This window comes from Streptomyces sp. NPDC014995 (genome assembly GCF_043080745.1).
Classification (GTDB): domain Bacteria; phylum Actinomycetota; class Actinomycetes; order Streptomycetales; family Streptomycetaceae; genus Streptomyces.
Map to the genome: position 1 here is coordinate 105,846 of NZ_JBIBVX010000007.1, position 11,945 is coordinate 117,790.

At 72.7% G+C, this 11,945-nt stretch carries 10 protein-coding genes; 5 read left to right on the forward strand and 5 right to left on the reverse strand.

Annotation, left to right across the window (positions count from 1 at the left end; genetic code table 11):
* Positions 1-14 precede the first annotated feature (14 nt).
* Entirely contained in the window at positions 15-905 is an 891-nt protein-coding gene (locus tag ACF1A1_RS16070) for a helix-turn-helix domain-containing protein (protein WP_392000329.1), read from the forward strand.
* 51 nt (positions 906-956) lie between these two features.
* On the opposite strand, the gene ACF1A1_RS16075 is transcribed toward ACF1A1_RS16070, so the two are convergent.
* The 3 genes from ACF1A1_RS16075 to ACF1A1_RS16085 form a co-directional block, all read right to left on the reverse strand.
* Positions 957-2,363 (reverse strand): glycoside hydrolase family 16 protein, encoded by a 1,407-nt coding sequence (locus ACF1A1_RS16075; RefSeq protein ID WP_392000331.1) that lies wholly within the window; start codon positions 2,361-2,363, stop codon positions 957-959.
* Positions 2,364-2,956: 593 nt separating this feature from the next.
* Positions 2,957-3,703, reverse strand: coding sequence for an IclR family transcriptional regulator (locus ACF1A1_RS16080; protein ID WP_392000332.1), 747 nt, complete (start codon positions 3,701-3,703; stop codon positions 2,957-2,959).
* Positions 3,704-3,745: 42 nt separating this feature from the next.
* On the reverse strand, positions 3,746-4,207 hold the full coding sequence (locus ACF1A1_RS16085) for a MarR family winged helix-turn-helix transcriptional regulator (RefSeq protein ID WP_392000334.1): 462 nt from the start codon (positions 4,205-4,207) through the stop codon (positions 3,746-3,748).
* A 297-nt stretch (positions 4,208-4,504) separates the two neighbouring features.
* On the opposite strand from ACF1A1_RS16085, the gene ACF1A1_RS16090 reads away from it, so the two are divergent.
* Genes ACF1A1_RS16090 through ACF1A1_RS16105 form a run of 4 tightly spaced genes read left to right on the forward strand, consistent with a single transcriptional unit; the run spans position 4,505 to position 8,308 of the window.
* The gene (locus tag ACF1A1_RS16090; protein WP_392000336.1) at positions 4,505-5,422 is read left to right on the forward strand and encodes an SDR family NAD(P)-dependent oxidoreductase; all 918 of its coding nucleotides are present in this window, start codon (positions 4,505-4,507) and stop codon (positions 5,420-5,422) included.
* Positions 5,423-5,433: 11 nt separating this feature from the next.
* Positions 5,434-6,309 carry an amidohydrolase family protein gene (locus ACF1A1_RS16095; RefSeq protein WP_392000707.1) on the forward strand — a complete coding sequence of 292 codons (876 nt, stop codon included), beginning with the start codon at positions 5,434-5,436 and terminating at the stop codon, positions 6,307-6,309.
* Positions 6,310-6,321: 12 nt separating this feature from the next.
* The gene (locus ACF1A1_RS16100; RefSeq protein ID WP_392000337.1) at positions 6,322-7,842 is read left to right on the forward strand and encodes a long-chain fatty acid--CoA ligase; all 1,521 of its coding nucleotides are present in this window, start codon (positions 6,322-6,324) and stop codon (positions 7,840-7,842) included.
* A 10-nt stretch (positions 7,843-7,852) separates the two neighbouring features.
* Complete coding sequence (locus tag ACF1A1_RS16105; RefSeq protein ID WP_392000339.1) at positions 7,853-8,308, forward strand: MaoC family dehydratase; 456 nt, start codon at positions 7,853-7,855, stop codon at positions 8,306-8,308.
* A gap of 91 nt (positions 8,309-8,399) precedes the next feature.
* Here the strand turns inward: ACF1A1_RS16105 and ACF1A1_RS16110 are convergent, their stop codons facing one another.
* Together ACF1A1_RS16110 and ACF1A1_RS16115 are read right to left on the reverse strand one after the other, a co-directional pair.
* Positions 8,400-10,064, reverse strand: a complete 1,665-nt coding sequence (locus ACF1A1_RS16110; RefSeq protein WP_392000341.1) for a PHP domain-containing protein — start codon at positions 10,062-10,064, stop codon at positions 8,400-8,402.
* 20 nt (positions 10,065-10,084) lie between these two features.
* Positions 10,085-11,911, reverse strand: coding sequence for a LamG-like jellyroll fold domain-containing protein (locus tag ACF1A1_RS16115; protein ID WP_392000342.1), 1,827 nt, complete (start codon positions 11,909-11,911; stop codon positions 10,085-10,087).
* Positions 11,912-11,945: the final 34 nt, after the last annotated feature.

Genomic DNA, 11,945 nt, shown 5'->3' on the forward strand with positions numbered 1-11,945 from the left:
GGCACGGGACGGACATGGCGGACACAACAGGCCAAGACGGCGACGGAATCAGAACCTTCCCCTTCCCGGTCGGCCTCAGCGTCGGCGGCGTCGGCATGCACGTCGGCCCCATCGGCACCGAACGCACCTGGCACGCCGTCGACGCGCCCCTGGACCGGGTGCACCGGATCGACTTCCACGTCGTGCTGCTCTTCACCGGCGGCCCCGTCCGTCACATGGTCGACTTCGCCGAGTACGAGGCCACGGCCGGTGACGTCCTGTGGATCCGCCCGGGCCAGGTCCACCGCTTCTCGAAGTCGAGCGAGTACCGCGGAACCGTCCTGACCATGCAGCCCGGCTTCCTGCCCCGCGCCACCGTCGAGGCCACCGGCCTGTACCGGTACGACCTCGCGCCCCTGCTGCACCCCGACGACGCCCAGTGGGCCGGCCTGCGCGCCTCCCTCGCCCACCTGCAACGGGAGTACGAGGACAGCGCGACCCTCCCCCTCACCCTGCACACCTCGGTGCTGCGGCACTCCCTGACCGCGTTCCTGCTGCGCCTGGCGCATCTCGCGGCCAGCTCCGCGGAGGCGGCCCGCCGTCAGGCCGACACCACCTTCACCCTCTTCCGGGACGCCGTGGAGCGGGACTTCGCCACCAACCACAGCGTCAGCGCCTACGCCGACGCGCTCGGTTACTCCCGCCGCACGCTCGTGCGCGCGGTCCGCGCCGCGACCGGCGAGACGCCGAAGGGGTTCATCGACAAGCGGGTCGTCCTGGAGGCGAAACGCCTGCTGGCCCACACCGAGCTGCCGATCGGCCGGGTCGGCGCGGCGGTGGGCTTCCCCGACGCGGCGAACTTCTCCAAGTTCTTCCACCAGCACACGGACACGACACCGGCGGCGTTCCGCGCGGAACTGCGCTGAAACGCCGCCGGGCCGGCCGTTCCCCCCGGGCCGTCGGGCCCACCTCGCCTCTCAGCGGCCGAAGGTGAACCAGTTCACGTTGACGAAGTCCGAGGGCTGACCGCTGGTGAAGGTCAGATGGACGTCGTGGGTGCCGGTGACCGGGCTGATGTTGGCCGGGATCGTCCGCCACGACTGCCAGCCGCCCGTGTTGCCCACCGCGAAGCTTCCGACCGGCGCGTTGCTCCGGCTGTCCAGGCGCACCTCGACCAGTCCGCTGACGCCGCTCGCCGCGCCGCTCGCGACCCGGGCGGAGAACTGCGTGGCCGCCGTGGACCCGAAGTCGACGCCCCGGAAGAGCGCCCAGTCCCCGTTGGCCAGGGAGCCGATGTTCCGGCCGCCGCCGGTGTCGGTGGTGGTCTCGGTGCTCACGCCGGACTGGCCGTCGTAGGACTCGGCCTGGATGGCGGCGTAGGCGTCACGGCCGCCGGACGGGGGAGGCGTGGTGCCGCTCCCGCCGCCCGACGCCTGGAGCACCTGGACGTAGTCCACGACCATGGGGACGCCCGAGCGGGTGTCCGCGTCCAGGCCGCCGCCGAAGGCGTCGGGGAAGGCGCCGCCCATCGCCACGTTCAGGATGATGAAGAAGCCGTGGTTGGTGGCGTTGTTCCAGGTCGTCGCGTCGACCTGGTTGGCGGTGACGGTGTGGAAGTTCACGCCGTCGACGAGGAAGCGGATCGCCTCGGGGCTCGCCGAGCGGTCCCACTCCATCGTGTAGGTGTGGAAGCCGGACTGGCAGGTGGTGTTCGGGCAGGCGGTGTAGTTGCCGATGCCGCTGGTCTCGTTGCACGGGCCGCCCGGGTTGGTGCCGCAGTGCATCGTCGCCCACACGCGGTTCAGGCCGTGGACGTTCTCCATGATGTCCAGCTCGCCGACGGCCGGCCAGTTCTGGTAGTTGCCGCGGTAGGGGGCGCCGAGCATCCAGAACGCAGGCCAGTAGCCCTCGGCGGCCGTGCCGGTGACGTTGGGCATCTGCAGCCGGGCCTCGACGCGCAGCCTGCCGCCGGCCGGGGGCTGGAAGTCGGTGCGGTTGGTCTCGATACGGCCCGAGGTCCAGCGGCCGGCGGAGTCGCGCAGCGGGGTGATGCGCAGGTTGCCGTTGCCGTCGAGCGAGACGTTGTTCGTGCTGTTCGTCATCGTCTCGACCTCGCCGGTGCCCCAGTTGGCGGGGCCGCCCGGATAGGACGTGCCCGTGGCGTACTGCCAGTGGGAGGTGTTGACACCGGTGCCCGCGGCGCCGGTGAAGTCGTCGAGGAAGACCTGCGTCCAGCCCGAGGGGGGCGTGGGCGCGGAGGCGTTCGCGGACGGGGAGACGACCGTGGTGGCGGCCGCCGCGAGGCCGAGTGTGCCGACGACGGCGACGAGCGCCCGCCTCAGGGGACGCCGCCGTCTGCGGGGAGTGCCGGAGGTTTCACTCATGGGGTGTGCCTCTCGGGTACGGAGTGGGGTGCGCGGGTGCCTTCGAGAGCACTCCGAGAGAACTCGCAGAGCACTCTGAGAGCGCTCTCACAGTGGCCCCAATGTGCTCCCGGCCCCTCCGGTCGTCAAGAGGTGAAACAGTGAAAGTCCTTCCGCCGCAGGTGAGTTCACTCCATGAATGGCGCGAGTGGGTTGGGCACGGCGGCGGTCCCGGCGGTCCCGGCGATCCCGGCGATCGTACGGACCTCGGCGACGGCCCGCTCGACAGCCGAGCGGCAGGAAGAGCACCCAGAGCAGGATGACGGTGAGCATGGGTCTTCACGCTGGGCTCGCCGACGAACGGCGTCGTGGCGATCCCGGCGTTGGACAGACCGCGGGCCGGCATCCGCACCAGGCGGCGAACGCCCGGAGCCGGGTGGGCCGGTGGGGTGCGGGCCGGGACGTCCCGGCCCGGGAGCGGGCGGCGCGGGGGGAGACGGCGGGGGGTGGGCGGCCGGGTGGGCGATGGTGTGAGCGGCTCCTCGGGGCAGGGGCCGTAAGCATCGCGAGGCGGCCACGGCCGGGCCTCACCGGTGGGAGGGACGTTCGGGAGGTCAGTCCGGCTGCCAGCCCAGCGCCCGGGAGATCCCGCGCGCCGCGAGCCGCACCGCCGGCACCAGCACCGGGACCCGGGCGTCCGCGTAGGGCACCACGACCGACACCGCGGCGACCACCGCACCGCCCGGACCGCGCACCGGAGCGGCCACCGACAGGGCGTCGTCGGTGACCTGACGGTCGCTCACCGCCACACCGCTGCGCCGCACTTCGGCCAGCACCCGGCGCAACCGCGCGGGGTCGGTGATCGTGTGGTCGGTGTAGGAGCACAACGGGGCCGCGCAGTACGCCTCCTGGAGCTCCGTTCCGCCGTACGCCAGCAGGGCGAGGCCGACGCCGGTGACGTGCAGCGGCCAGCGGGCGCCGACCCGGATGCGCACGCCGACCGCCGAATGCCCCGAGAGCCACTCGGTGTAGACGACCTCGCGGCCGTCCCGCACCGCCAGCTGCACGTTCTCGTGGGTGGCTTCGTACAGGTCCTCCAGGTAGGGCAGGGCGGCCTGGCGCAGGGCGAGGCCGCGCGGGGCGAGCGCCGCGACCTCCCACAGCCGCAGACCCACGTGGTACGTGCCGGACTCGTCCCGCTCCAGGGCACCCCACTCGGTGAGGGCGGCCACCAGTCGGTGCGCGGTGGTCAGGGTCAGCCCGGCCCGCCGGCTGATGGCGGTGAGGGACAGCTCCGGGTGGGCGTGGTCGAAGGCGGCGAGCACGGACAGCAGCCGGTCGGGCGCGGAGCGGGTGGTCATGGCAGGCGGTTCCTCCGCGTCACTGTCCCCCCTCGCGCGGCATCAGGTGAGACCGTCCTCCGCGATCCGCAGCAGCAGGGCGTGCAGCGTCTCGCGTTCGGCCAGGTCGAGCGGGGCCAGCAGGTCGTTCGTCACCCGCAGGCCCGCCGCGTCGGTGCCGCGCAGGAAGGCGCGGCCGTCCTCGGTGAGGACGACGATCCGGCTGCGGCGGTCGTCGGGGGCCGGGCGGCGCTCGGCGAGGCCCAGCTTCTCCAGGTCGTCGACGAGTCCGACGATCGCGCTCGGGTCGTAGCCGAGCCGGGCGCTCAGTTCGCGCTGGAGAGCGCCCTCGGCGGTGGCCAGGAACCGCAGCACCGCGTAGTGGCGCAGGCGCAGCCCCGACTCCTGGAGGAACGTGTTGAACAGCTGCCCCGAGCGCAGGCCCAGCCGGTAGAGGAGGTAGCCCGTGTCCGCGTGCAGTCCGCGCATCCACGGCTCGTCCGCGTCGATCGGGGTGGCGTTCACGGCATGGCGCTGGCGGGCGATGGCGGGCTCCCTGGGTCGGCGCCGGAGGGGCGCGGTTCGTCGTGCAGATTCCAGCATGACCCACCCGCGGGTCGGCAACAACTATTGACGACGACAATTATTGCTCTTAGCTTCGATCTCGCAGCCGCACCGCACGCCTCTCGCGACGGCGCACCGTCACGCGCCCCGCGAGGCCGCGACGGCGCGTCCCGCGACGTCGCACCGGTGCGTCCGGCGCGGCGCACCCCGCGCGCCTCGAACCGCACCACCCGTATCACCGTGTGAAGGGACTCACCCGTGCCCAGCATCGATCTCACCGGCAAGGCCGCCGTCGTCACCGGCAGCGGCCGGGGCCTCGGCCTCGCCTACGCCCGGGCCCTGGCCGCCCACGGCGCCTCCGTGGTCGTCAACGACGTCGACGAGGCGGTCGCCGAGCAGGCCGTGAAGTCGATCACCGAGGCGGGCGGCACCGCCGTCGCCGAGGTGGTCCCGGTCGGCACCACCGAGGCCGCGGAACGCCTGGTCGCCCGCGCGGTCGAGGAGTTCGGCCGGCTCGACGTCCTGGTCACCAACGCCGGCATCCTGCGCGACAGGGTGCTGTGGAAGATGACCGACGACGACTTCGACGCGGTGATCACCACCCACCTCAGGGGCACCTTCACCTGCGCCCGCGCCGCCGCCGTCCGGATGCGCGAGCAGGGGGAGGGCGGCACGCTGATCCTGGTCGGCTCCCCGGCCGGCCAGCGCGGCAACTTCGGGCAGACGAACTACGCCGCCGCCAAGGCCGGCATCGCCGCCATGGCCCGTACCTGGTCCATGGAGCTGGGCCGCGCGAACATCACCGTCAACGCCATCGTCCCGGTCGCCGCGACCGCGATGACCGAGACCATCCCCGCCTTCGCCCCGTACGTCGAGGCCATGCGGGGCGGCGAGCCGCTGCCGGACTTCCTGCGCAAGGGCGAGGGCTTCGGCACCCCGGAGGACTGCGCGGCCCTGGTCCCGTTCCTCGCCTCCGAGGCCGCCCGCGGCATCACGGGGCAGGCCATCGGCATCGGCGGTGACAAGGTGGCACTCTGGTCGCATCCGCAGGAGATCCGCGCGGCCTACGCCGACGGCGGCTGGACCCCCGACACCCTGGCCGCCGCCTTCCCCACCTCGGTCGGCGCCGAACCCCAGACGGTCGGCATCCCGGCGCCCAAGTTCCCGGAGGCGTGATGCAGCGCTCCATGAACGTCGACGACCTCGTCGCCATCGACGTCCACACCCACGCGGAGGTGTCCTCCCAGGGCCACGCCTCCCTGGACGACGACCTGCACGACGCCTCCTCCGCCTACTTCAAGGTCGAGGGCAAGCGCAAGCCCACCCTGGAGGAGACGGCCGCCTACTACCGGGAGCGGAACATGGCCGCCGTGATCTTCACGGTGGACGCCGAGTCCGCGACCGGCACGGCCCCCGTCCCCAACGAGGAGGTCGCCGAGGCGGCCGCCGCCAACGCGGACGTCCTCATCCCCTTCGCCTCCATCGACCCCTTCCGGGGAAAGGCGGGTGTCCGGCAGGCCCGCCGCCTGGTCGAGGAGTACGGGGTGAAGGGCTTCAAGTTCCACCCCAGCATCCAGGGCTTCTTCCCCAACGACCGCGCGGTCGCCTACGACCTGTACGAGGTGATCGAGGAGACCGGCACCATCGCCCTGTTCCACACCGGCCAGACCGGCATCGGCGCCGGAGTGCCCGGCGGGGGCGGCATCCGGCTGAAGTACTCCAACCCCCTGCACGTCGACGACGTCGCCGCCGACTTCCCCCACCTGAGGATCATCCTGGCGCACCCGTCCTTCCCCTGGCAGGACGAGGCCCTCGCCGTCGCCACGCACAAGCCGGGCGTGCACATCGACCTGTCCGGCTGGTCGCCGAAGTACTTCCCGCCGCAGCTCGTGCAGTACGCCAACACGCTGCTGAAGGACAAGGTCCTCTTCGGCTCCGACTTCCCCGTCCTCACCCCCGACCGCTGGCTCGCCGACTTCGACAAGCTGACGATCAAGGACGAGGTGAAGCCGAGAATCCTCAAGGAGAACGCCGCCCGCCTGCTCGGGCTCACCACACCGTGAAGGGGCGTGGACATGCGCAATGAGGGACTGGGGTCGTGGCCCGCACGCCGGGCCCGCAAGACCCCGCACCGCACCGCCCTGGTCCACGGCGGGCAGTCGACCGACTACCGCACCTTGCATACACGCACCACGCGTCTGGCGCACGCCCTGCGCGCCCGGGGCGTCCGCCGCGGCGACCGCATCGCCTACCTCGGCCCGAACCACCCCTCCTACCTGGAGACCCTGTTCGCCGCCGGCACGCTCGGCGCGGTCTTCGTGCCGCTCAACACCCGCCTCGCCGGACCCGAGATCGCCTACCAGCTCGCCGACTCCGGCGCCAAGGCCCTCCTCTACGGCCCCTCGCACGCCGGCCTGGTCGCCGGCCTGCCGGGCAGCACCGACGTGCGCACGTACGTCGAGGTCGGCGCCGAGTACGAGGAGGCGCTCGCGTCGGCCGCGGACGACCCCGTCGACGAACCGGTCGGCGCCGACGACACCTGCATCATCATGTACACCTCCGGCACGACCGGCCGGCCCAAGGGCGCCATGCTCACCCACGGCAACCTCACCTGGAACGCGATCAACGTCCTCGTCGACACCGACCTGATCGCCGACGAACGCGCCCTGGTCTCCGCCCCCTTGTTCCACACTGCCGGCCTCAACATGCTGACGCTGCCGGTGCTGCTGAAGGGCGGCACCTGCGTCCTGGTCGAGGCCTTCGACCCGGAGACCACCTTCGACCTGGTCGAACGGCACCGCATCACCTTCATGTTCGGGGTGCCGACGATGTTCGACCAGATCGCCCGCCACCCGCGCTGGCCGCAGGCGGACCTGTCCTCCCTGCGCATCCTCACCTGCGGCGGCTCCCCGGTCCCCACCCCGCTGATCGCGGCCTACCAGGAGCGCGGCCTGACCTTCCTCCAGGGCTACGGCATGACCGAGGCCGCCCCCGGCACCCTGTTCCTGGACGCCGAACACGCCACCAGCAAGGCCGGCTCGGCCGGCGTCCCGCACTTCTTCAGCGACGTCCGGGTCGTACGGCCCGACCTGGCGCCGGTCGAGGCCGGCGAGACCGGCGAGGTGGTCGTGCGCGGCCCGCACGTCATGCCCGGCTACTGGGGGCTGCCCGAGGAGACGGCCGCCTCCTTCGCCGACGGCTGGTTCCGCAGCGGGGACGCGGCCCGCGTCGACGAAGACGGTTACGTGTACATCGTCGACCGTATGAAGGACATGATCATCTCCGGTGGGGAGAACGTCTACCCCGCCGAGATCGAGGACCTGCTCCTCGCCCACCCCGACATCGTCGAGTGCGCGGTCATCGGCGTGCCCGACGACAAGTGGGGCGAGGTGCCGCGCGCGGTCGTCGTACCCCGCGAGGGCGCCGCACTCGACCCCGACGAGGTGCTGGCCTCCCTGGCGGGCCGCCTCGCCAAGTACAAGATCCCCAAGTCCGTCGTGGTCGCGGACGACCTTCCGCGCACCGCCTCCGGCAAGCTGCTGAAAGCCCGGGTGCGCTCCCGGTTCGGCGGCGACTCCGCATCGACTCCCAAGTGAGGAACGGCACATGAGCATCACCGTCAACGGCCTCGACGAGCTGAAGAAGCTGGCCGGAAGCGACCTGGGCGCCAGTGAGTGGACCGAGGTCACCCAGGAGCGCGTCGACACCTTCGCCGACGCCACCGGCGACCACCAGTGGATCCACGTGGACCCCGAGCGTGCCGCCGCCGGCCCCTTCGGCGCGCCCATCGCCCACGGCTACCTCACGCTGTCCCTCTTCATCCCGCTGTTCACCGAGCTGCTGGACGTCCAGGGCGTCACCACGAAGGTCAACTACGGCCTGAACAAGGTGCGTTTCCCCTCGCCCGTGAAGGTCGGCTCCCGCATCCGCCTGGTGGGCAGGCTCGCCGAGGTCGAGGAGGTGCCGGGCGGGGTGCAGATCACCGTCGACGGCACCATCGAGATCGAGGGCGCAGCGAAGCCGGCCGCGGTGCTGCAGAGCCTGTCGCGGTTCTACGCGTGAGCGCCGTGGGGAACGGCGGGGCCGGTGTGGCCGGCCCCGCCCACACGGCCGAACCGCACACCGACGCGGCCCCGCGCCCCCCACGGGGCGCTCAGCGCACGACGTCCACGAAGAGCGGGTTGGAGTAGAACCACGTGTCCTCCCACGGGTCGCCGTCCCCCGGCTCGTGGGGGACCGGCCCGTGCGGGTCGACCGCCGCGCCCAGGTAGCCCGCGCCGTTCCGCCGGCCGTCGCTGCCGCGCAGCCGGACGTAGAAGGACTCCTCGCCGGCCATCACCGGCACGCGCAGGGTGTACGTCCCCGTGCGGCCGCCGACGTCCTTCGTCCAGGTGACCCTGGTGTCGGGCGCCCGCCAGCCGTCGCGGTCGGCGGCCGGGCCGCGGACCGCGCCGCGGACGACGTCGACGTGCGCCGGCTCCGGCAGGGTCCCCCGGGGGTTGGGGCGGGAGGCGGTGGTGACGGTGACGTTCAGGGTGAGCCGCTCGCCCGTGCGGACCCGCAGCCGGCCGCCGAGGGTGACCCCCCGGCCGTGGTCGTGCTCGCGCGTCAGCCGCACCTCCAGCCCGTCCAGCAGATGCCCGTGGTCCACCCAGACCCGGCCCGCGCGCAGTCCGGCCATCACCGCGCGGTAGCCGTAGCGGGTCACGCCCACATGGGTGCGGCTGAACTGGCCCGGCCAGAAGTCGCTGCCCGGCTGCGGGGCGCCGGTGTCCACCGGGTCCGGCAGCCTGCCCGTGGTGTCGAAGGTCTGCCCGGCGGGCCAGTCGCCGTTCCTCCAGGTGTCGAGGACGACGCGGTGCGCGTCGGAGTTGGCCGTGACGGAGAACAGCCGGCCCTCGGCGAGCATCGAGTCCCACAACCCGCCGACCGTCGCGGTCGCCCAGTCGAAGCCGCCGTAGGTGAGGTAGGCGTCCGCCGGGTAGCCGGCCCAGGACTGCGCCGTCGGCCTGTTCTCGTACTCGCCGCGGACCGACGTCGTCCCGCGCAGGCCGGGGACGGCCGCGCCCTGCGCGCCGGGCGAGCCCTCCATGCCGATCATGATGTCGGGGGCGGCGTCCCGCCAGCCGCGCATCTCGTGCGGGGAGTCGATGCCGAGCCGCATCGGGTGGTTGGCGAGGACGAGGACGTCGTCGACGTAGCCGGTGCGGCGCTGTGCGGCGAGCCACCGGAGGGCCTTGACGGCGTGGGCCTCGTTGCGGGCGGTGCCGGCGGCACCGGCTGCGCCCTCGGTGTAGCCGAGGAGCTTGCCGTCGTAGGCGCTCTCGAACCGCGTGAGCAGGTCGACCTCGTGCGGGCCGGGCGCGGCGAAGACCGTGCCGTGCTCGGCGGCCGGGATGTACCACTCCAGGCCCTGGAAGATCAGCTGCCTGGGGTTCTCGGCGCGGGCCCTGAGGATCTCGTCGTGCTCCAGCGAGGCGCCGTACCGGGCGTGGCCGACGTTGGAGTGCTCGGTGAACACCATCCAGTCGAGGCCGAACCGGGCGCCCGCGGCGGCCAGTTGGGAGAAGGTGTACTTGGCGTCGTGGCTGTAGACGGTGTGGACGTGGTGGTCGCCGACCAGGTAGGCCAGGCGCGGGTCCTCGCCGCCGAGGGGCCGGCCGGCCGCGGAGGCGGGAGCCGCCGCGGAGCCGAGGGCGAAAGCCGCGCCGAACAGGCCCGCCCGGCGCAGGAGCCGGCGTCTCGACACGCCCTGGGCGTCGAGCGTGGTGGGGGAGACGGACGGGTCGGCCCACGGGGGCAGCTGTTGCTCGGTCATGTCGGTGACGGCCCCTCGGCTCAGTGGTTCATGAAGGAGGTGACGGGCAGCGCCCGCTCGACGATCCGGACGTCGCCGAGCCGGCCGTACAGGATCTGGTCGATCCGGTCGCCGTACTCGTAGCCGCCGAGCAGCCACGGCAGCCCGACGGAGGTGATGCCGGTCGCGGTGGCCTTCGGATTGCGGACCACCGGGCAGCCCTCGACGTACAGCGTGGTGTGCCGGCCGTCGTTGACGACCGCGAGGTGCCACCAGGTCTCCAGCGGGGTCTCCTGGCCCCAGTTGGTGGCGATGCCCTCCTGGTCGAGCGGGCGCATCGCCCACTGCGGCTCCCGGTCGTTCGACAGGGACAGCGTGGCGAGCGGCTCGTCGGGGTCGTCGGCGGTCTTCCCGGCGGCGCCGCCCGTGCCGGTCCGGCTGACCAGGCCCGACCAGGCGTGGTGGGAGGGGTCCCAGTCGGCGGGCAGGCGGTAGAAGGCCTCGATGGTGTAACCGCCGTCGAGCGTGGCCGAGTTGAGCGGGGCACCGTCGACCGTGCGCAGGTACGCGCCCTTCAGCGGCGGCTTGTGGCCCTGGAACTCCAGGCTGCCGTGGCCCGGCTGGTCGGGGTGGTGGTCGGCGGACCAGCCCAGCGAGCCGCCGCCGACGGCGACGACCCTGAGGTCGTTGCCGTGCCCGGACAGGTCGCGGACGGTGTCGGCCACGGGCGCCTCGAAGCGCCAGTACGCCACCGTGCCCGCGACCAGCATCCGCGAGGCGGGCCGCGCCGGACGCGCCGGCACCGGGTCGAAGCCGGCGAACCGCTCGGCGAAGTCGATGGCGACCGTGAACCGGTCGGCGTCCCCGCTCAGTTCGATCTCCTGCCGCTCCAGCTCGTTGAGCCCCTTCGCGGCCCGGCCCAGGATCCACGGGGAGACCGTCTCCACGTCGATGACGTCACGGTCGAGGTCGAAGCGGTAGAGGCGGATCATCGCCGCGCCGCCGAAGTAACGGTTCTGGTAGTTCGTCAGGTGCAGGTGGACGTCGTGTCCCGCCGCGTTCCTGCGGATCGCCCGGGCCGCGGGCCAGTAGTGGCCGTTGAGGGTGAGGAAGATCTGGTCGTGGTCCTCGATCAGCCGGTCCCACAGCTGCTGCCCGTACGCCGACAGCGAGTCGTCCTCGACGACCAGTTCGTGCGTGGTGAGGACGACGGGCGTCCTCGGATGCCGGGCCAGGACGTCGGCGGCCCACGCGTACCCTCGCGCCGACAGCCGCCAGTCCAGCGCCAGCACCATCCACTCCCGTCCACCGGCCCGGAAGAGGTGGAAGGTGTTGTAGCCGTCCGGGGAGGCGCCGCCGAAGGTCGGCATCCCCCGGAAGCGGTCCGGGCCGAAGGCGTCCAGGTAGGGGGTCGCGCCCCGCTGGTCGGTCGTCGACGGCTTCACGTCGTGGTTGCCGGCCAGGACGCTGTAGCCGACCCCGCGCCGGTCGAGCAGTGCGAACGCCTCGCCGATCGCGGCGATCTCGTCCTCGGTGCCGTTCTGTGTGAGGTCGCCGAGGTGGGACAGGAAGACGATGTTGTCCTCCCCGCCGTGCTCCAGGAGATGGCGCAGGGACGCCTCCACGGGTGCCCTGTCGATGCTCGGCCCGTCGAAGAGGTACTGCGTGTCCGGCATCACCGCGAGCGTGAACCGGCGGCTGTCCGGGTCGGGGCGCCGGCGGCTCGCGGGCGCCGCCTCGGCGGTGGCGGGCAGAGCGACCGACGCCGTGGCGGCGGCGCCGAGCAGTGCGGTCGCCCGCAGGAAACCGCGTCGACCGGCGCCGGCCCGCGGGGCCTCGCCCTGTTCATGGGCATGCGAAGTGCACACGTGTGCTCCGTAGCGAAAGTCCGGGGAAGGGGAG